Annotated in this window: 18 protein-coding genes and 1 tRNA gene; 7 read left to right on the top strand and 12 right to left on the bottom strand. The window is 47.2% G+C overall.

Going from position 1 to position 20,885, the window contains the following annotated elements; all coding sequences use genetic code 11:
- Nucleotides 1-26: 26 nt before the first annotated feature.
- Together AC1S5B_RS10030 and AC1S5B_RS10025 are read right to left on the bottom strand one after the other, a co-directional pair.
- Nucleotides 27-97 (bottom strand) — tRNA-Gly (locus AC1S5B_RS10030).
- 79 nt (nt 98-176) lie between these two features.
- Entirely contained in the window at nt 177-1,202 is a 1,026-nt protein-coding gene (locus AC1S5B_RS10025) for a hypothetical protein (RefSeq protein WP_482035534.1), read from the bottom strand.
- A gap of 192 nt (nt 1,203-1,394) precedes the next feature.
- Here AC1S5B_RS10025 and AC1S5B_RS10020 point away from each other — a divergent pair, with 192 nt between their 5' ends.
- The 3 genes from AC1S5B_RS10020 to AC1S5B_RS10010 all read left to right on the top strand — a co-directional run bounded on the left by AC1S5B_RS10020 (nt 1,395) and on the right by AC1S5B_RS10010 (nt 3,196).
- Nucleotides 1,395-2,165 carry a cysteine hydrolase family protein gene (locus AC1S5B_RS10020; protein ID WP_482035533.1) on the top strand — a complete coding sequence of 257 codons (771 nt, stop codon included), beginning with the start codon at nt 1,395-1,397 and terminating at the stop codon, nt 2,163-2,165.
- 83 nt (nt 2,166-2,248) lie between these two features.
- A complete protein-coding gene (locus AC1S5B_RS10015) occupies nt 2,249-2,719 on the top strand; it encodes a cupin domain-containing protein (RefSeq protein ID WP_482035532.1) in 471 nt (156 codons plus the stop codon).
- Between the two features lie 6 nt (nt 2,720-2,725).
- On the top strand, nt 2,726-3,196 hold the full coding sequence (locus AC1S5B_RS10010; protein WP_482035531.1) for a GNAT family N-acetyltransferase: 471 nt from the start codon (nt 2,726-2,728) through the stop codon (nt 3,194-3,196).
- Between the two features lie 109 nt (nt 3,197-3,305).
- On the opposite strand, the gene AC1S5B_RS10005 is transcribed toward AC1S5B_RS10010, so the two are convergent.
- The 7 genes from AC1S5B_RS10005 to AC1S5B_RS09975 all read right to left on the bottom strand — a co-directional run bounded on the left by AC1S5B_RS10005 (nt 3,306) and on the right by AC1S5B_RS09975 (nt 11,514).
- Entirely contained in the window at nt 3,306-3,956 is a 651-nt protein-coding gene (locus AC1S5B_RS10005; RefSeq protein ID WP_482035530.1) for a Uma2 family endonuclease, read from the bottom strand.
- Nucleotides 3,957-4,074: 118 nt separating this feature from the next.
- Entirely contained in the window at nt 4,075-5,532 is a 1,458-nt protein-coding gene (locus tag AC1S5B_RS10000) for an FAD-binding domain-containing protein (RefSeq protein ID WP_482035529.1), read from the bottom strand.
- A 121-nt stretch (nt 5,533-5,653) separates the two neighbouring features.
- Nucleotides 5,654-6,202, bottom strand: a complete 549-nt coding sequence (locus AC1S5B_RS09995; protein ID WP_482035528.1) for an NUDIX hydrolase — start codon at nt 6,200-6,202, stop codon at nt 5,654-5,656.
- A gap of 29 nt (nt 6,203-6,231) precedes the next feature.
- Nucleotides 6,232-6,717: a 2-amino-4-hydroxy-6-hydroxymethyldihydropteridine diphosphokinase gene (gene folK / locus AC1S5B_RS09990; RefSeq protein WP_482035527.1), complete on the bottom strand. Its 486-nt coding sequence runs from the start codon at nt 6,715-6,717 to the stop codon at nt 6,232-6,234.
- Between the two features lie 19 nt (nt 6,718-6,736).
- Nucleotides 6,737-9,319 carry an FkbM family methyltransferase gene (locus tag AC1S5B_RS09985; RefSeq protein ID WP_482035526.1) on the bottom strand — a complete coding sequence of 861 codons (2,583 nt, stop codon included), beginning with the start codon at nt 9,317-9,319 and terminating at the stop codon, nt 6,737-6,739.
- A gap of 71 nt (nt 9,320-9,390) precedes the next feature.
- Entirely contained in the window at nt 9,391-10,707 is a 1,317-nt protein-coding gene (locus AC1S5B_RS09980; RefSeq protein ID WP_482035525.1) for an ABC transporter ATP-binding protein, read from the bottom strand.
- Nucleotides 10,708-11,514 carry an ABC transporter permease gene (locus AC1S5B_RS09975; RefSeq protein WP_482035524.1) on the bottom strand — a complete coding sequence of 269 codons (807 nt, stop codon included), beginning with the start codon at nt 11,512-11,514 and terminating at the stop codon, nt 10,708-10,710.
- A gap of 366 nt (nt 11,515-11,880) precedes the next feature.
- Here AC1S5B_RS09975 and AC1S5B_RS09970 point away from each other — a divergent pair, with 366 nt between their 5' ends.
- A complete protein-coding gene (locus AC1S5B_RS09970) occupies nt 11,881-12,834 on the top strand; it encodes a phytanoyl-CoA dioxygenase family protein (RefSeq protein ID WP_482035523.1) in 954 nt (317 codons plus the stop codon).
- Nucleotides 12,835-13,168: 334 nt separating this feature from the next.
- Here the strand turns inward: AC1S5B_RS09970 and AC1S5B_RS09965 are convergent, their stop codons facing one another.
- Nucleotides 13,169-13,702, bottom strand: a complete 534-nt coding sequence (locus AC1S5B_RS09965; RefSeq protein ID WP_482035522.1) for a toll/interleukin-1 receptor domain-containing protein — start codon at nt 13,700-13,702, stop codon at nt 13,169-13,171.
- A gap of 27 nt (nt 13,703-13,729) precedes the next feature.
- Nucleotides 13,730-14,176 (bottom strand): toll/interleukin-1 receptor domain-containing protein, encoded by a 447-nt coding sequence (locus tag AC1S5B_RS09960; protein ID WP_482036615.1) that lies wholly within the window; start codon nt 14,174-14,176, stop codon nt 13,730-13,732.
- Between the two features lie 250 nt (nt 14,177-14,426).
- On the opposite strand from AC1S5B_RS09960, the gene AC1S5B_RS09955 reads away from it, so the two are divergent.
- The 3 genes from AC1S5B_RS09955 (at nt 14,427) to AC1S5B_RS09945 (ending at nt 20,258) form a co-directional block, all read left to right on the top strand.
- On the top strand, nt 14,427-15,611 hold the full coding sequence (locus AC1S5B_RS09955; protein WP_482035521.1) for an aldo/keto reductase: 1,185 nt from the start codon (nt 14,427-14,429) through the stop codon (nt 15,609-15,611).
- 45 nt (nt 15,612-15,656) lie between these two features.
- Nucleotides 15,657-15,794 (top strand): hypothetical protein, encoded by a 138-nt coding sequence (locus tag AC1S5B_RS09950; RefSeq protein ID WP_482035520.1) that lies wholly within the window; start codon nt 15,657-15,659, stop codon nt 15,792-15,794.
- Nucleotides 15,795-15,902: 108 nt separating this feature from the next.
- Nucleotides 15,903-20,258, top strand: a complete 4,356-nt coding sequence (locus tag AC1S5B_RS09945) for a PAS domain-containing protein (RefSeq protein WP_482035519.1) — start codon at nt 15,903-15,905, stop codon at nt 20,256-20,258.
- A gap of 198 nt (nt 20,259-20,456) precedes the next feature.
- On the opposite strand, the gene AC1S5B_RS09940 is transcribed toward AC1S5B_RS09945, so the two are convergent.
- Nucleotides 20,457-20,849, bottom strand: coding sequence for a response regulator (locus AC1S5B_RS09940; protein ID WP_482035518.1), 393 nt, complete (start codon nt 20,847-20,849; stop codon nt 20,457-20,459).
- Between the last annotated feature and the right edge of the window lie 36 nt (nt 20,850-20,885).

Here is a 20,885-nt window from a genome sequence, read left to right as displayed (position 1 = left end):
AATGGCTTCAGGGGTTTATCTTTCAAAGCGGGTGGGGGGAATCGAATCCCCATCATTAGCTTGGAAGGCTAAGGTTTTACCACTAAACTACACCCGCAGGTTTGCCAACAGAGCATTGCTTTTTGCCGAGAACTCACTAGGCATTAACTAAATTAGCATATTGTGGATGATTCCGGCTATTGAATTAAAGTAACTTGTATTTCTAAATCACTTGATACAGCCTGTTTGCGATCGCCTGTTTGCTTATAAGCAGGAATAAAGCGAGAAATTTTCGTGACGCAGGTTGCCAGTTCATCGTACTGAGTGTTGCCACTGGATTGTTGGACAGTAACCAGCTTTTGAGGATCAAAAACTCCTATTTCATTGAGAGGAAGCTGAAGCGTTACGGGCTGACCAAACCCATGGAAAGCTTTAGGCGTAAGGGAGCAGTTAGATGAATCTGAGGAGAAAAGTTTAGTGGGTTCATCGAGAATCTGGGCAGAAATTGTTGCATCAGGGTCGCTATTTGAAGGATCAAGCGTTGAGTTGATCACGCGGAATTGTGCCATAAATTGAGCAGGAGCGGGACTCGAAGGAACCGGAATAGACGCGATCGCTCTGTTTGAATCGTCCTTGGCATCGGTCGGATTCGGCACTATGGGCACATCTGGCAGACGAGTGTTAGAAACAGCAGGCAGAGGTTCTTTTAGGGTGGAATCGTCAGAAACAGGCACAGTCTGGATGCCAGTGCGCTTCGGTTGGGTTGTGAGGCGGGGAGTATTCGCAGGAGAAGATGGAACTGTCTTTTTGGGTGAGATCGGTTGAGTGGGGGCGTTCGGGGTGGGAATAGGTGTCGCTGGTTCTGTAATGGACTGAGTTGGGGCAATCTGTGAAATGCCGTCTGGGGAAATCGCTAGCGTGGAGCGCGTCGGCTGTATAGTGGTTTCTTCAACTGGTCGGCTTGGTTGAGAACTGTTTGACGGAGCAAGGGCAGTCGGGCTGGAAGATACGCCGTCATCTTCCCCCAGCGGTTCCAAAAATTCAACGGCGATCGCGGTAGAGTTTTGCGGCACAACTGAAGCTGCCAAAAAATTTTGAACGGTTACCCATGCAATTAGGTGAAACAAAAAAGAACCTGCTAACACCCATCGCCACAGTTTAGGCGGATCGGAATGTCGCCGGAAGGTTGGGGTTGGGGTTGGAGATGCAATCAAACGGGGCATTGTGAAGTGATCGAAGGCAAATTAGTCAGGGGATCGAAACAATGGTAGCGAAGGATGCTGCTTTTTGACATGAATTCATCTGTGCAGGAGAATATAATCCCTAAACTTGGCATGTGCTGATAGAGCAAATTATTTGTTTTTTTAAGTCTATTTTTAAGTCCATTGTTTTAAGTTGTTGCAATAATCTCCATTATGACTACACCGCTTCGTCCTTTAGGAGTTCAACCCAATGCTTGGTTGGTGGATGCAACGATCGCCGATATTACGCGATCGCCCCTAAAACCCCATCCCATCACTTTGCCGACCGAGACCAAAACCCTGCGACTCGATTTAGCAAAGACTGCTATTTTGATCATCGATATGCAAAATGACTTCTGTCATGCCGATGGTTGGCTGTCGCACATTGGCGTAGATGTGACTCCAACTCAAGCCGCGATCGCGCCCTTACAAAAATTATTGCCCGTACTGCGGCAAGCCCACGTTCCAATTATTTGGGTCAACTGGGGCAACCGTCCCGATTTGTTGAATATTAGTGCAGCAGCGTTGCATGTCTATAACCCTACTGGCGATGGCATTGGGCTAGGTGATCCTCTGCCGACCAACGGGGCACCCGTACTGATGAAAGATAGTTGGGCAGCCGCAGTCGTGGATGAACTAGAGCAAAAGCCCGCCGATATTTGTGTGGATAAGTACCGCATGAGCGGATTTTGGGATACTCCGCTCGATAGTATTCTGAAGAACTTGGGTCGAACTACAGTGTTATTTGCAGGAGTAAATGTTGATCAATGCGTGATGGCGACCCTGCAAGATGCAAACTTTTTAGGATATGACTGCATTTTGTTGAAAGATTGCTCTGCGACAACATCCCCCGACTATTGCTGGTTAGCGACTCTATACAATGTCAAACAATGCTTCGGCTTTGTGACAAACTCAACGGAAATTTTGCAGGCAGTGGATCAATAGTTTTGAGGGTTGAGTTCTAAGTTTTAAGTTAAAACGTTCAAAGCTCAAAATTAATAACTTCCAGTTTTTCTAGGAGTAACTCTATGAGTTCTACAAGCTGTGTAATTCCGGTGGTTAAATCTCCCAGTGATTATCAGGCGTTTCGGATTAGCCCAGAGGATACAAATCGATTGGCGATCGTGTTTGATCCCCAAATTGCCAATATGTCTCTGACTTTTTGCGTTGAGATTTTTGATGAGGGAGGAAAAACGCCGCCAAATCGTCATCAGCTTGCAGTAGAAATGTTTTTTGTGCTGAAGGGCGAAGGCACGGCAATCTGTGATGGGAAGCTAATTCCGCTGCGATCGGGGGATAGCATTTTGGTGCCACCTACCGGTATTCATGAAATTCACAATACGGGTGCGGGGCGACTATATGCCCTATGCATCATGATCCCCAATGAAGATTTTGCTGAACTGATTCGCAGCGGGATTCCGGCAGAACTGGACGAGGAAGATATGGCAGTGTTACAGCGATCGCAAATATCGCCAACTCCTGTGCTGCTAGAAAGTTAATGGCATATGAATATTCGCCCTTACGAGATCGCCGATACTGCTGCGATCTCGACCCTATTTTACGACACGGTGCATCACGTCAATATTCACGACTACACTCTAGAACAGATCAAGGCGTGGGCAGATACCACTCTCAACATTGACTTTTGGGTGAAGCGATTGAGTCAATCAATCACCTTCGTGGCTGAGGAAAAGCAGCAGATTGTCGGCTTTGGAAATTTGGAATCTAACGGTCATCTGGACTGTTTTTACTGTCACAAAGATTTTCAGCGAATGGGTATCGGTAGCCAGTTACTTGCAACCCTTGAAGCCACAGCGCGATCGCAAAACATTGAAATCCTAAAGACGGAAGCCAGCATTACAGCGCGATCGTTTTTTGAAGCAAAAGGATTTCATGTGATTAATCCACAAACCGTTGAGCGTCGAGGTCAATTCTTCCTGAATTTTGTTATGGAAAAAAGGTTACTCAATCCATAGATGCAAGCCGCTGGATTATCGACAAAATTCTTGGGAAAAGTTGTCGATGCCGAGCTGCAAGATGAGCCGTTGAAGGTTTAGTAGATTGTTAAGTGGAACGCGATCGCTATTAAACAGTTGTCTCCACCCACAGCCGCAAATCACGCAGGGCTTTGGGCAATCCTTCCACATCGCTTTGGTCGATAAACTGTAGGATTCTGCCTGCTGAGAGAAACGGAAAGGCAAGCCCATGATCTTCTTCCACATAGCGATCGCCCTGCAAATAGTGAATAAACAACTTTCCCTTCAAAAAGGTCTCGCCCGGTTTACTGATGTAGCGCCATACTTCTGGAATACCCAACTGGGCGTAGATTGCAAACTTGTTAAACGAACTGCGAGAAAGCTCTACTTCTAAGATTAAATCGGGCGGTGGGTCAACGGTTAGATCAACCGCAGATTTTCCATCCATGCGATCGCAATTTTGAATATAGTAGCCTGCGTCTGGTTCAGCGCCAATTTGCAAGTCTTCTCGCTTCAGCGTCGGTGTTTTATAGCTGGTAATTGGTTGATCGATTTCATCGGTCACGACTAGCAGCAAAGATTCGATCAGTTTGTAGCAGCGATCGTGTTCTTCGAGGGGGTTCATCATTTCTAAACGCCCGCGATCAAACGCGAATCGGGCAGTGCGAGTGCCTGCCATTTCTGCTAATAACTCTTCATATTTTTGCCAGTTTACCTTGGGCAATACGGTTCGATATTCGCTAGGAGCCGGGGTTTTCATTCGCACATTCCTTAGATCACAGTCCAGCAGCCTTGCAGTTTGCCCAATGATAAGTCTGGTTTTTTGCAAGCTTCCTCAAGCGTAGGTCTGGGCGATGTCACAAGTCAATTTATGGGGTTCAATTTAGGGGGGTATTCGTCTGCTCAATACCTGCTTTTTGTTGCTGATAAAGTGCTTTGAATCGTCGCTGTTGTTGACTGTGATCGACGATGGGGGAGGGATAGTTGGCGCGATCGCGATCTCTAGGGTTCAGGTTACCACTGATCAAATCTGCGGTATCCATGCTCCTCAGTTCTGGTAGCCAATAACGAATGTATTCTGCGTCAGGATCAAACTTTTTAGCTTGACTCGCCGGGTTAAAAATTCGCAGCGGTTTCGGGTCCATGCCGCTGGAAGCACTCCATTGCCAACCGCCGTTATTGGCAGACAAATCGCCATCAATCAGCCGCTGCATGAAGTACTTTTCGCCGAATTGCCAGTTGAGGATCAAATCTTTGGTTAAAAAACTAGCCACAATCATCCGGCAACGATTATGCATCCAACTCGTTTGATTCATCTGCCGCATTGCCGCATCCACAATTGGATACCCGGTTCTCCCGTCACACCACGCTTGAAAATGCTCCTGGTTATTCTCCCAAGGAAATTCTTTAAATGGAGTGCGGTAAGGACCCTCTGCCAGTTCAGGAAAGGCATAAAGCGCATGTTGATAAAACTCGCGCCATGCTAACTCTTGCTGCCAGACTCGAATGCCATTACGGGCTTCATCGCTGCTGGCGTATTTCTCTACTTCAAGCGTGGCTGCCCAAACGGTACGAATGCCGATCGCCCCAAATTTAAGCGCAGCACTTAATTGAGAGGTGCCAGGATGGGCGGGAAAATTCCGCTGTTCGTCGTAGCTTGAAATCGCGCGATCGCAAAATTTTTCCAGCCTTTCTTTCGCAGAGGCTTCACCCGGTTCGATCGCTAACGGATTCGACCAGACAAACCCCAAATCTTGAGCGGAGGGCAACGCGATCGCCCCGGCTTGTTTCGCCGTTTCTTGCTCTGCTTCCGATAACCCCACGGCATTTTGCAATGGCATTACAGGATCACTTTTTGGCTTGCCGCTCCAATTTCGCCAAAATGGTCCATATACCGTGTAGGGGTTGCCTGTCCCAGTGATGATATCCTTTGGCTGATGCAAAATCTGATCCCAAAAGGCGATGACTTCAATCCCCTGTTCTCGCAACGCTGAAGCAACCGTGCGATCGCGTTCCCTAGAATAGGGTTCTACATCCTTATTCCAAAAAACCGCTTTTGCATTCAGGGCGATCGCCAACTCAACAACTCCCTTCACTGGGTTCGCCTGCAAAATCAGCAGTTGGCTACCCGCCTTAGCATATTGCTCCTGCAACACCTCCAGGCAACCCACCATATAGGTGACCCGTGCAGGTGCCACATCATCCCTCTGCAAAATGCCCGGATCAAGGCAAAATATACCTACAACCTTTTGACTGCGTTCACGAGCCGCCGCCAAACCGACATTATCCCCATGGCGCAAATCGCGACGATGCCAAAATAAAATTAGATCATCCATATCATTATTAAAAATTGGGATAGCTAGAGTAGAAACTGTCAAAAGATAGGAGTCGCACTCACTCGTTTGCAACTGCCAAGATCAGTAGCACCACTAACCAAAGAAGGCACACTTAGGCTTTTCAATTGAGAAAAGGACGCGCTAGAAAAAAGCTAGAAATGGATTTAGCGTCAACAATATCTCCGCTGTAAATTGCTTTTTCAACTTCATCGGCACTCATTAAAACAGTAACCAAATCTTCGTCAACATCTTTCTCAGACGGAGTATCCAGCAACTCCAAGTCCTGAGCCAAAAAAGCATGAAGCACTTCATCCGAGTAGCCGGGAGCCACAAAAAAACTGCCAATTGGCTGCCATTGATGGGCGCGATAACCTGTTTCTTCCTCAATTTCACGCTGAATCGTTTCTGCTGGGGTTTCGTTCGGTTCAACGGTTCCGGCTGGAAACTCTAGCAATCGCCCTTTTGCAGTAAAGCGATATTGCCGTACCAGCACAAATTTCCCATCTGACGTAATGGGGACGGCTAAGGCTCCTCCAGGATGACGGATGCATTCTAGATCACTTTCCGCTGCATTGGGCAGTTTAAAGCGATTGACTTCAAACGAAAATTTGCGCCCTTTGTAGAGCATTCGCTGTTTCAGCAGTTGGGGAGGCTCGTGACCAAAGAGCATAGGAGATACAGATGAAAAGGATAAAAACACTAGTCAAGCTTTTTGACTTCTGACCAGTCTACTGCTTTGGCTAATTCTGCGATCGCTTTTCCTGAAATTGGTTCAATCCAATTCGGGGCAATTTCTGCCAGCGGCACCAAGACGAACGCCCGTTCCACCATTCGAGGGTGAGGAATTTCAAGCTTAGGTTCATTCAGGACAATATCATCAAACAACAACAAATCTAGATCTAATGTTCTAGGAGCATTACGTCCCTGCCGAACTCTGCCAAACTGCTGCTCAATTTCTAGCAGAGTATTCAATAGAGCAAGCGGCGGCTGCGTTGTTTGAAGAATTGCACAGCCGTTTAGATAATCGGGCTGCGGAGGACCGATCGCTTTAGTTTGATACCAATGCGATCGCGCTTTCACCAAAATCCCTGGTGTTTTTGCCAACACAGCAATAGCACTTTCTAGGGTTTCTAAGGAGTTGCCCAAGTTGCTACCCAGGGCGATCGCGCTCATCCTATCAACCATAATCTTGTTCGCTTTATTATTATCCCGGCAACCTCAACCGCTTTCTCAAAGCAATCCATTGATTTCTCACCTGCCAAAACTTACTACTTTCCATCGCCGCAATTTGATTTCCCAATACTGTCTGAACCTGCTCTTTCATCTCCTTGTTTTGTTGTAATTCAACTTTAGCTTCCTCAAACCTATCCTTCGTAAATTGCAACTCATTTTGAAGCTGAGACAGTTGAATTTGAAGTTGTAAAACTTCCTGTTGTGAGGCTTGTAATGTGTCTTTTGTCTGTTCTAACGTTGCCTGGGTTTTTTCAAATTCTATTTGCATGAGTCGAACTTGCTCTACGTCGTCAATTAAATTCCAAGATCTATCAGGATGAGCCGCAATTAAATTGCCATCAGGAAGACTGTCTCGCATCGTTTTGATCGGCAATCCTGTAAAGTTGCCCCAAGCAAAAATTTCGTAGCCCAAGCCTCGCAAATCACTCAGCAATTCATGGGTCGAACTGCCCTGTTTTTGTAGCGCTTGGTCAACTAACTCAAACAAAATTAGAGGGCGATCGCGTTCTAATGTTTTTCTAGCCCCTTCAAACACTAAATGCTCTGCCCCTTCCACATCAATTTTAATCACATCAACCGCCTCAACCGCCTGTTCTTCAAGCACATCATCTAATCGACGTACGGTAACGGTTTCAGTATTCAAGCAAGCAATGCCTTCATAGGCGAAATCACCCAACGTATTTTGACCAGAATGATCGTCTGCCGCTACTTTCAACAATTGGGTGCTTGAGGTATTAGACAATGCAATTTGAAAGGTTTGAACATTGGTAATTTCTTTGTTAAGAGCCAAGTTATCTTGTAAACGTTGAAACTCTCGCAAACTGGGTTCAAACGATAAGACCCTACCTGAACCACCCACTTGTTTTGCCGCAAACAACGTGTACAAACCCTCGTTTGCGCCCAAGTCAATCACTGTCATACCAGACGACAGTAGTTGATCTAAAAAGTAAAATTCATTGGGATCATACCGTCCCTCAACGAATAGTTGACTGCTAAGGTCGTTGCCTAGATGTAGAAAAATCTTTAAATCATCATACCAAGTTAACGAAATGCGTGCCTCTAGGCTGCGTTGCTTAATCTCATCCCATATCACTCTTCGCAATTGAACGGTCATTTTTTGGCTATCCCAGCCACTATCAAAACGCCATCCAGGAACTAACTCAAGTGGCTCATGATCTGCAACTTTTTCTGCTAAATCGATTAATAATTCAGACTCTAATGTATGAATATACTGATCTAGATCAGGCATTACGTGAAGCTGATCTTTGCGAACAAACGTAAGATTTTCTTCCTGTTCATGACTCTGCTGATCGATATGAATCAAAACAAAATCATGCTGGATAAAATAGCTAATTACTTCTGTTTTGGTTGCGGCTCCAGAGTAGAGTTGGATTGGAGTCGTTGCAACTTCTAACTTAACTTTGCGGCAATCTCGTAGGCGATCGCCCAAGGAGAGCACAACATCAAAATCAGAACCCTGAGCGTCAATCTTTAAGTAATCAACTTCATCAATCTGCATTTGATTTAAGAACGTATCTAGGCGAATCGTCGGCACAATAGTGGTCGTTTCAACGCATAGATTTTCCCCACCGATCCATTCCTGGACAGCCTGCGGATCGAACGGTCTTAAAGAACTAGCAGCATCTTCTTGATTGAGATAGAACTCGCTTACCCCATCTTGCTTCGCGATCGCCGTCGGAACTACCACATAGTTAGGTGCCACACCAGATAATTCTGCCGCCAGTTTCAGATTCGGCTCAAACGCATACACCGTCACCGCAGGATCAGAAATAGCCTGATTCAAGGTTGATTGTCCTTGATGTGCGCCTACGTCAAGAACAATCTGATAGCTATCAGGATCATAGGTTTGATGAGTTGCGATCGTTTCGGTCAATTTTTCATTACTTAACGGTTGTCTAGACCCAACAAACACTGCACGATGAAGTTTTTTTTCTAGCCCAGGTTCCCATTGCAAATCAAAATCAGGGTGGGCGGGTTGATGGGTGGACAGATAAACAAACTCAAAATATTTTTTCAAGGTTTCTACAACCCATGCACGGGTTGGGCGGCACCCCGTTCCCGACACCGCCTGATTCGGATTATCTTTGTCTTCGTAAACGGGATGAATTTCTAATTCCTGCCCAGGGGTGACGCAAGTCTCCAACAAAATCATTTCTCGACAAACAGCCCCAAGCACCCTAATTGCCTGTTCAGGATTTGAAAGATGATAAAGGGTGCCGTAGCAGAAAATAATGTCAAATTCACCAAGATGAGTAATATCGGTAGTCGTGTCTAGATCAAGCACTTCTGCTTGACGGTGCGGGTATTTCCTCCGAATCTCGGCAATATTGTCTGATCTTCCATCGGTCGTTAGAACAGAACAGCCCAATTCTTCAAAAAAGCCAGTGAGCAGTCCAATTCCTGCACCTACTTCTAAAACCCGTTTGCCAGCAATCTTTAACTTGAGAGATGCCAGATGTTCCATGCGCGCAGCATTAATTCTCAGAGGATTTGTGGTTAGAAAAACTTCATAACTAGCAATATCAATTGACATACTTTATCTCTAACTTCAGGTCAAAGAGGATTAACAATAGAACGGAATATACGGCGGATACTGGGACTCCTCTAATCTAAATTCCATTCGATAATAGGATGTACGATCTCTTGACCAAACCACTCGCCATGGTCATTTTCAGTCAACTCCACATCAAACCTCAGCAATTTTTTCGGCAAGGAGTAGTGATGCCCAAATCCTGGCTCATAAACGCCAATGCCAAAAACATGATATCGACCGGGCACAAGTAATGGAGCCGGAACTTTAGCATAAACACAGTGATCACCCAGTTCGCAAATTTTGCCTGTAAGTGGAAGCCAATTATGAGAGGCTGGCTCTAGAATTATTCGATCTTGCTCATCGGTTATGTAAAAACCAAATTGAACCTTTTCGATTGGAGCCGTAACGGTATATTCAATGCCGACATAAAACGGAGAGCGGAACGGCACTACATTAATAGGCTGTTTAGCATGGTTTGTTAAGCTTATGCGAGAAACGGATACTCCTCCAACAGTTTCTGATGGAGGTAAGATGATCTCCCCAGTACACGAGAAAATTTCAAAAGGCTCTTGAGTTATTGCGTCTTCACTATCGTTAAAATCACTACTGTCTTGGATTTGAGTGGGGCTAATTTCGGAAGTAAGTGGCTCAGCCAATTTGACACTCTCTAGATAGGCTTGGATGATCTCTTCTGCATCACCAATCTGTTTGACTTTTCCTTTTTCTAGCCAAATAACCCGCTCACAGGATTTTTGCAAGAAATTGAGGTCGTGTGAAACTAACAGAATTGTGGCGTGATCTTGCCAAAACTTTTCAATCCGCTGTTTAGATTTGTTCTTGAATCTTTCGTCCCCCACAGAGAGGACTTCATCTAAAATCAAAATATCCGGTTGAACATCGGTTGCGATCGCAAACCCCAATCGTGCAACCATGCCAGATGATAAGGCTTTAACCGGCACGGAGATGTAATCTTCTAGTTCTGCAAACTCCAATATTTCGGGAACTCTGCGCCGCATTTCCCGCTCCGGAAAGCCCAACATCACTCCATACAAAATGATATTGTCTACGACAGACATATCGCTATCAAACCCAGCACCTAGCTCAATCAAAGGTGCAATATTGCCTTTCACTCGTATCTTTCCACTGGTCGGCTCCAAGATCTTGCAAATGACTTTGAGCAGGGTAGACTTTCCAGATCCATTTGAGCCGATGATTCCGACCTTTTCGCCCGCTTCGATGACCAGTGAAATATTATCCAAGACGCATCTTTTAGAAGGTTTGCGATACTTTCCTTCCAAAAAAGACAACAGCGTTTTTTTCAGGTCATATGAAAATTCTTCCTGAGTTCGCCGGATGAGGGACACGTTGTCTAAGCGAATGGCTTCCATCTAAAGTAAATCCATGAACTGCGATCGCCACCACCGAAAACAACCTAGCCCAAGCCCTAACATAATCATTCCGCTTAAAAGCGACCCTAATAGCAAGTGAAAATCAGGCAGTTGACCCAACACAGCAATGTGGCGAATACTTGCAATAATTGGGAAAAGTGGATTGAGCGCCAAAAACGGCTTGAGTTGCACTGGAACAATGTCTTCAGGGTAAAAAATCGGACTACTTAACCATAAAACAAACACCACTAACTCATAAAAATAAGGTAAATCTCGGAAAAAAACATATAGCGCACTTGCGAGAAACCCAATGCCCGTACAGACCAGAATCAGCGAAAAAACAGGAATCAGCAGCAACAGCATAAACAGCGGATTGCCAGAAGTGATGAGTGCGACCAGCATTAATAACGGTAGGGAACTGATGGCAAACTGAACAACATTGGCGGTTAAAACCGAAACCGGGAAAATACTGGCTGGCAATTGTACTTTATTAAGCAGCGACCCATTGGCGACCACACTCGTTAGCGCTTGAGTGGTGGAAGCAGAAAAAAAGTTGATAATAATCAAACCAGTGAATGCTGCAAGAATATATCTCAGCAGGGAATTGTCGTAATAAGACGCAAATGCTTTGCCAAAAATTGCAGTGTACAGCCCAGTCATGAGTAAAGGATTGAGCAGTGACCAGTAAGCGCCCAGAAATGAGCCACGGTAGCGCACTTTGAGGTTACGCCTTACCAAAACGCGAAGCAGATCCCCATATCTTTGTGCCTGGGATAAGGACAGTTTTGGCTGTGGGAAAGCGGTCATTGGGTATGAGAGTTAGGTAGGGGATTTGCTTAGATTCGCTGATCTTGCTTAGATTCGCTGATCTAAGTTCTCTGGTAATGGTGCTAATGTCAACTACCAGAAACGAAAGGCTAAGTTGATAGAGATGGGTTTGAAGGACAGGTGAAATTCCTTAAGGTGTTTATTGTTGCTTCTTGTTTAGTGTTGCCCTTTTAGCCTTATCTGCTTAAACCTTATCTGCTTAAAGACGATCCTCTAATAAACGAGCTAAACGTAAGTAGGGGATTTATCGTTGCAATGATTGATTCTGTTATGATACTTGTTGTCCTAAATAGTTTGCAAAACAAGTGCAGCTTTTGGTTCGTGCAGATTGTGTAGTATAGGCAAATGTTTGAAGAATCTGATATTCGTAAGTTTCAAGAAGATGGTTTTTTAGTTGTTCACAATTTTTTTGATCTTCCCCAAGCTGCCCTCCTGCATCAACATTGGAAGGACGCTTCTTCAACAATTAAGTTTGGCGGTGGAGATCTTCAACGGTTAGACCGTTTTCTTGTAGGCATTTTGAGCGGCAACCTTGGTGGGTTATATAGTAACGAGCGCTTGGTTTCTGCTGCCCAATCCCTTCTTGCAGATAATGACATTGCGCTTTATGGGAACCGTATGCTGTTGAAAGATGAAAAATGGAATGGAGGTGTGGAGACTCACCAGGACATTACTTCATTTCATGGAGGGCTACGAAAGCTGTCTGCTTTTGTTCCACTCCAATCTCATACTGCCATGACCGGTGGTTTAAAGGTCATTAAAGGATCTCATCGATACGGAAACCTTGGCATCCAGGGCACAATTTTCCCAGAAGAATTTCCAGAAATGGAGGTAGTTGCGCCTTCTCTAGAAGTGGGAGATATGTTGTTTATGGACTTTTTAACGTGGCATTACTCGGAAGCAGCTTTAGTTGAAAGCGATCGCCCATTGATGCAGATCATTTACCAGTCCGCTAGTGATGGTTCTTACTATCAGTTAGCTAAACCAACCCTAGTTGCTGGTAACTGGAAAACCAAGTACTTTATTCCCCATGGGCATGGCATTGCCCGTAATAATTTGAATCCTGGTGAAGGCGCAGTCAAAGAAAAAGAGGCGGAAATCGCCCAATTGCAGGCACATCTGGAGAAAATAAACGCAGACTACCAGGAAAGTTTGCAGAGAATTCAGCAGGATAAGGCTCAGATTTCTCATATCCAAGCAGTTTTAGAGGTTTACCAGAATAAAGTAAGCGCAATGGAAAATAGTAAGTTTTGGAAACTGCGAGAAGCTTGGACTAGCCTGAAAAGGTCTGTGGGGTAAATCAGTTCATTTCTAAGGGATGACAGTTAGCAGTTGCCCTTAATGCAAGAATTAGGTTGAATATAGGTGCCGTATCAAGTTCTTTCTAAAATTCACTTGGTACCTAGAGCTTAGATTTTCTGTGGCATTGTGTGTATGTGCAAGCACGCTTATTTATTTAGTCGTCCCTGAGGAACTGGGATTAAGCGATCGCATTCCGCTCGAATTTGCCTTTCTCCCAGGCAAAGCCAATAATGTCCGAGGACTCTATGCCTTACCCTTATCTCTGCCCGTGAACAGTGAAATCTACGCGGGCACGCCTACACGGATTATCAACTCGCTTCCCCAAGTCGATTCATGCTGTGAATTGCAATCCGCGCAGGACGGGCGGCATCTGCTCTGGGTCGGTGGGCTGCACCAATAGGGGAATAATCCGCTTATTCAGCGACAGAGCATAGTCTATTTCCCGATGACAATAGGGCGATCGCAGAGACGCTGGCGAGAGCAAGTACACCAGATTATCTGCCTCTTCAACGCCTCGATTAATCGCCTCCTGAAAATCTACCCCGGTTTGAATATCTGTTTTATTCGTCCAAACCGTGAAGCCCTCCCGCCGCAAACTCCGGCGCACCTTTTCCATGACCGCAAGCTCTTCCCCTGCATAGGAGAGAAACACCTGAGTCATCAGGTTTTGACTATTTTTAATACTCTCCGTAATAAACTCGCAGTGCAAATCGGTGGGAATGCAGGGCAGCTGTTCGTCTTGGAACCGCAGTTTGAGCCACGACTCTGCCTGTTTGAGATCGTCCCCGACTAGCAGATAGCGCGATTGTTTTTGCTGCCGCTCCCACTCCAGCGCTCTAGATAAAAATAAAGTATGTTGCCGCACGTAAGATTGCTGTCGTTGTAGAAGCGCTTACAATCCCTGAAATGCCTGCTCAAAATCATCAAGGCCTTCGCGACAATAGACCCGGTTAATCTTGGCAATTTCGGGATGCATATTGGGAAAGCTGGAATGCTTGCCTTGAGCCGTATAGTCTTGCCACTCGGCATCCCCCTTAGCCGGAAAGCGCTGCTGCCAGACTTCTCGGCTAATTTGCTCAACGTGCAGTAAGGGAGTAATCCGTTTATTTCGCTTTAGCGCGAGGTCAACTTCTTTGCCGCAATAAGGCGAGTTGACCGAATGGGGCGCAATAATATACAAAAAATTATCGGCTTGCTCAATCCCCTCGTCTATTTGATTTTGGTAATCCACACCGAGGGGAATATCGTTAAAATCAAACCAAACTTTTAGGTCTTCTTGCGCTAAGCGATCGTGTAACTTTTTAGCAAGCTCCTTATTATCAGCCCGACCGTAGGAGATGAAAGCATCATTTAAAGGACTTATTGTAAATGCAAAAAGTGACGAATTAGCGTGAAGCAGCCTGAAATTACCAGCCTTGGGAAGGATGGTAATTGGAGAAAATTATATCCCCTTGATTTTGGCTTTATGTCTTTCTTGCCAGTTTGGTAGTCCAAACTTTAAACAAAACCCGATGTTAAAGGCAAAAATTCACTACATTAGGAAAGACTTGATCAACCAGACAAATCCTTAGCCCCTAGCACTCCTCCCCATGCTTTATCGACGTTTTGGACGAACTGAACTGCAAATGCCTGTGTTCTCTTGTGGGGGAATGCGATATCAATATAAATGGCAGGATGTGGCACTGAAGACTATTCCAGCGGACAATCAGGCAAATTTGGCGGCAACGATCGCGCGATCGCTGAATGTCGGCATTAATCACATTGAAACGGCGCGGGGCTACGGCAGTTCAGAACTACAGCTTGGGCAAGTGCTGCCTCAGTTTCCTCGCGAAAAACTGATTATTCAAACCAAAACGTCGCCCAAAGAGAACGTTAAAGAGTTTCGCAAAACGATTGAGCAATCCCTGTCAAACCTGAAGCTAGATCACATTGATCTATTTGGAATGCATGGGATTAATACCGATGAGATTTTACACTGGGCAGTGCGTCCCGGCGGCTGCATGGAGGTGGTTCACGACTTGCAGCGGCAGGGCAAAATTCGTCATGTGGGGTTTTCGACTCACGCCGCCGACCCGCAAGTGATTGTCCGTGCTTGCGAAACCGGGCAATTTGACTATGTGAACCTGCACTGGTACTACATCAATCAGCGCAACTGGGAGGCTGTCGCTGCCGCCACTCGTCAAGATATGGGCGTGTTCATCATTAGCCCATCTGACAAAGGCGGAATGCTGTACAGTCCGCCTCAGCGCTTGGTGGATCTCTGTGCGCCGCTTAGCCCAATTGTGTTTAATGATTTATTTTGTCTGAGTCATCCCCAAATTCATACGCTGAGTGTGGGTGCAGCGCGACCTCAAGATTTTGATGAACATTTGAAAACCTTGGAGTTGCTAGATCGCGCCGATGAAGTGCTGCCACCCATTTTGCAGCGGCTAGAAGATGCCGCGATCGCTCGACTGGGCGAAGATTGGTACAAAACCTGGCATGTAGGATTGCCCACGTTTGATCAAACGCCGGGACGGTTGAATATTCCGGTGGTGCTGTGGCTGTGGAACCTGGCGATCGCCTTCGACATGACTGAATACGCTGCCATGCGCTACAACCTGCTAGGTGAGGCAAGCCATTGGTTCCCCGGTGCCAAAGTGGATCAAGTCGATCTCAACTCGCTAAAGCCTTACCTAAAAAATAGCCCTCATGCGGATAAAATTCCTGCCATCCTGCAACAAACCCATGAATTGCTGGGTGGACAGGTTGTAAAGCGCTTGTCTCAGTCTTAAAGTGGTTTCTAGTCCAGTATTCCAACTGATTTCTCTATCAGCAACGTGGGGCAAACCGTGCGGCTGAATCCAGTGACGGACGCGCAAGAGGCAAACTCACCTGATGCATTACTTGCCTTGCCTTTACTTCTGTTAGTTAGTGATGTCAACATGGCAAACATGGATGGCTATATGCTGACCTAACAAATTCGTAGTCGTGAGGCGTTGCGAAGCAATTCGCGCCCACTCGATCAAGGCGTAACGATTCCGAGATCGCCAACTTGATCAGCAGTGTAGAAGAAGGTCAGATGAATGAGCGATAAGCCCGTACCGACATTTTTATCGAGCTTGCGGACTCGGCTGATCGGGCTTGTCCTGCTGGCGGTGATTCCGGCATTGGGGTTGATTTTGTACACCGCAGCCGAACAACGGCGCGAGGCTGCGATCGACACTCAGGAAAATCTCCTACGCTTAACCAAGCTGGCGGCTGCCAATCAAAAACAGTTGACTGAAAGCACTCGGCAACTGCTCACGACCCTGGCTCGACTGCCAGAATTGCGCGGCGGCAACCGGGAAGATTGCACTCGCTTGCTTGCAGATATCCAAAAACAATCCTCCAACTATGTGGGCTTTGGGGTGAGCGATCCAAACGGCAATTTATGGTGCAGTTCCCTGCCGTTTACTCAACCCGTTAATACCAGTGATCTGTTGTTTTTTCGATTGGTTCGAGAGACGAAACGCTTTGCCGTTGGCGGCTATCAGATTGACACGTTGAGCCGTCGGCCAACGCTTGGGTTTGGCTATCCCATCTTGGATGACACCGGACAGTTGCAAGCCGTCCTATCGGCTGGATTGGATCTTGAGCAGATCAATCGCTCAATTTTGACTCTACAGCTACCGGAAGGAGCAGCGCTCACGGTCGTCGATCGCAACAGTGCAGTTTTGCTCCGGTATCCTGATTCGCAACAATGGCTCGGAAAATCGATTCCCGAAGCGCAAATTAATCAAATTGTTTTGGCTCAAGCTGAGGGTACGGTCGAAGCGCGAGGGTTGGATGGGATTGAGCGGCTCTTTGCCTTTACTCGGCTGGGGGATGATCCAGTGAATGGGGCGATTTCCATCCGCATTGGGGTGCCTAAAAGCGTTGTTGTCGCTAATGCCAACCGACTGTTAGCCCAAAACCTGACGAATCTGGGGGTAGTGACGCTGTTGGCATTAGCCGCTGCCTGGGTTTTGGGAGACGTATTTCTAGTTCGCAAGGTAAAGTCATTGCTGAACACGACGCAAAAACTCCGCCAGGGAGAGTTGACCGCCCGCACCACCCTGGCAAACGATGCTGGAGAACTGGGGCAATTGGCACGATCGGTGAACGACATGGCAGACGCGCTCGAACAGCGAGACCAGCAGATCGCCATCCTCAACCGCAACTTAGAGTCCCAACTGACCGAACTGCAAACCACGCAAGTAGCGCTGTCCGAACGTGAAGCTCGATTGCAGCTTGCCCTCACCGCTGGGCGCATGGGCACCTGGGACTGGAATCTGCACACCAACACGTTGATTTGGTCAGAGGGACATTTTCTCTTGCTAGGACTTGACTCTAAGGAGTGTGAGCCGAGCTATGACCTTTGGGCAAGTCATCTTCATCCACACGATCGCGCCGCTACCGAAGCCGCGTTCGAGCAAGCCTGGAGGCAACAAAGCGACTATCGGGCGGAGTATCGCATTATTCAACGGGATGGCTCCATCCTTTGGATCGAGGGCAGAGGACGCTTTGATTTAGATGCAGACGGGCAACCCTATCGCATGATCGGAGTGGTTGTAGATATCAGCGATCGCAAACAAACAGAAGAAGACCTCCGTCTGAGCCGCGCTCGCCTCTCCTTTGTGTTGCAGTCAACGGGCATTGGGCTATGGCTCAATGCATTGCCGTTAAACACTCTAAATTGGGACAGCCGCACGAGAGAACTGTTTTTTGTGCCGCCTGAAGCTGAACCCACGGTTGAACTGTTCTGGAGCCGCCTCCACCTGGACGATCATGAACCAACCCGCCTTGCCGTTGAAGCTGCCCTACGCGATCGCACGTTATACGAAATTGACCACCGGGCTGTCAATCCAGAGACCGGGGAGATTCGCTGGATCAGATCATCTGGAAAAGCAACCTACGCACCGGACGGAACACCCATTCTCTTCGATGGCATCAACTACGATATTAGCGATCGCAAAACTGCCGAACTGAACGCGGTTCTACTGTCCGACCTGGGTGAGATTATTCGCCATGCCAATGATGTAGACGAACTCTTAATGACTGTTTGCGAAATGACTGCCAAACACTATAGTGTGTCTCATTGCGTGTTCGGTCAGATTGACCTGGAGCGTGATCTTTGCATCAATAGTCACGAATATCGCGCTGAAACGGTGGCTTCCCTTCTCGGCACCCTTCGGCTTTCCGATTACCCCTCAGAGATCATTGCCGCACATCGCGCCGGACAGCCCGTGACGATCGACGATACCGCCACACATCCTCAAGCCGCTGCCCTCTATGAAACGCACTATCAACCGTTTGGGTATCGCGCCTACGCCGCACAGCCCGTCTTACGCAACCAGGTTTGGGTTGGTACTCTCTTTATTAACGATACGAAGCCCCACCGTTGGACTGAAACCGAGATTGCGCTGCTCAGCACCATTGCCGAACGCACTTGGCTGGCAGTGGAAAAACTGCGCAGTGAGCAAGCCCTCCGCCAAAGTGAACAACAGTTTCGGCGGCTGGCGGATGCGATGCCCCAAGTGGTGTGGATTGCCGATGCTGAGGGCAAGCCGGAGTATGTTAACCAACGGTGGGTTGACTGTACCGGGCTAACGCTGGCACAAACGGCAAAGCAGCACCACCTGGCTCAGGTCATTCACCCCGACGACCTGGAAACAACCTATGAGATTTGGCAGGGCTGTCTGGAAACGGGGACTTTGTATCAAACAGAATTTCGCCTGAAACGGGCGGAAGTGGAGCCGTCGGATCAAGCTTATCGCTGGGTTTTGTGTCGAGCAGTGCCGATTCAGAATCAGCACGGGCAGATCACCCAGTGGTATGGCACCTTAACTGACCTTCACGATCGCAAACAAGCCGAAACTGATTTGCGCAACAGCGAAGCTCGTTATCGGCTATTAACTGAAGCGATTCCTCAATTCACTTGGATTACAAATGCGGCAGGACAAAACGAATACGTCAGTCAACGGTTTTATGATTACACCGGATTAACGTCTGAGGAAATGCTGGATTCAGGATGGCTCTCGATTATCCATCCAGACGATCTGGAGATGACGCACAACTGTTGGTTAGAAGCAGTCAATAGCGGTCAATTTTACGAAGTTGAGTATCGCCTCCGTCGAGCGGATGGCGCGTATCGCTGGTTCTTAGGACAAAGCATTCCCCTCAAAGATGAGCAAGGTCGCATCCATCAGTGGTTTGGCACCTGTACTGATATTGAACCGCAAAAGCAAATTGAGCAAGCCCGTCTGCGGCTGCTAGAACAGGAACAAGCGGCACGAGCAACCGCCGAACAAGCCAACCGGATTAAAGATGAGTTTTTGGCGGTGCTATCCCATGAACTCCGTACCCCGATGAACCCAATTTTGGGTTGGTCAAAGCTGCTGCGCAACGGCAAGCTCGATGCAGCCAAAGCAACTCAGGCACTAGAAGTGATCGATCGCAATGCCCAGCTACAAATGCAGTTAATCGATGACCTACTCGATATTTCGCGCATTCTGCAAGGCAAGCTCAGTTTAAACAATGCGCCCGTCGATCTCAGTCGCGTCATTTCGGCTGCGATCGAAACCGTTCGGCTGGCGGCAGACGCTAAAGCGATCGTCATTCAGCCCATTTTTTCGCCCTCAGCGCCCGTGGTTAACGGAGATGCGGGACGATTACAGCAAGTCGTCTGGAATCTCTTATCCAATGCCGTTAAATTCACTCCCTCTGGCGGACAGATTGAAGTTGAGGTATTTCAAGCAGGAACGAATGCCCAGATTCAAGTGAAAGACAGCGGTAAAGGCATTAAGCCTGAGTTTCTGCCCTACGTGTTTGAGCATTTCCGTCAGGAAGATGGAGCCACTACCCGCAAGTTTGGCGGATTAGGACTAGGACTGGCGATCGCGCGGCAAATTGTGGAACTGCACGGGGGACAAATCAGCGTCGAAAGTTTGGGTGAAGGACAGGGAGCTACGTTTATCGTGCAAATTCCCCTTGCCTCCGCATCCACTCAGATCTCTGCTCTAGAGCAATCCATCGCCTTCCCACCCAATCTAAGCGGTCTGCAAATCCTAGTGGTGGATGATGAACCCGATTCCCGCGATTTCGTGGCTTTTGTCCTAGAACAGGCAGGTGCGATCGTCACGAGTTTTCCATCGGGCATCGAGGCACTTCAGAAGCTAGATCAGTTTACTTTTGATTTGATGGTCAGCGACATCGGAATGCCAGAGATGGACGGCTATATGGTAATGCAGCAAATCCGCTTATCAAAGCAACATTGCCAAGTTCCCGCCATTGCCCTGACTGCCTATGCTGGGGAAGTCAATCAACAGCAGGCGATCGCGGCTGGTTTTCAGCAGCATATCAGCAAACCCGTGGAACCCGAAACGTTAGTCAGGGCGATCGTTGATCTGCTGTCTACTTAAGCTAATGCGATGTGCAACCAATTACACATCACCCGTTCTTTTATCAAATCTATCCCTGAAAACTTTTGAAACGCTTGACTAATTAGGTTTAAGGTAGTACTTATGTTCTTTGAAGAGTTTTGTTGGTGATGCCCCTAATTTGCTCGCGTTCTTATGTTGCAAACGCCTCTATTCCTTCCCTTCTTTACCCCTCCACCCTCACGGCAGTAGTGCCAATACCTGATCGACAAATGCCTGATGGTCAATCACAGGCTTGGAAATATAGCCATCTGCCCCGCTTTGCTTCAGAAAATTTTCGCGATCGCCCTCCATGGCGTGGGCAGTCACCAAAATTATCGGCAATGTAGCCGTGTTGGGGTCACTTTTCAACATTTGGGTAATCTTAATACCATCCACCGACTTTCCTTGATACACACTGCGCGACAACGACACATCCATCAAAATAATATCTACTTCGCCGCCTTGGGCAATCTGCATCACCTCATCCACATTCTCCGTATGCTTTACGTCTAAACCGCCACGCTTCTGCAAAATCTTTGAGAAAACCTTGGCATTCATCAAATCATCTTCCACAATCAAAACTGTCTTCATATATGTCCTTTACTAATAGGCTCCAGCATCAGAAAG

The organism is Leptolyngbya sp. CALU 1928 (genome assembly GCF_056784215.1).
Note: the sequence above shows the minus strand (reverse complement) of the source record. Positions and strands in the feature narration are given on the sequence as shown.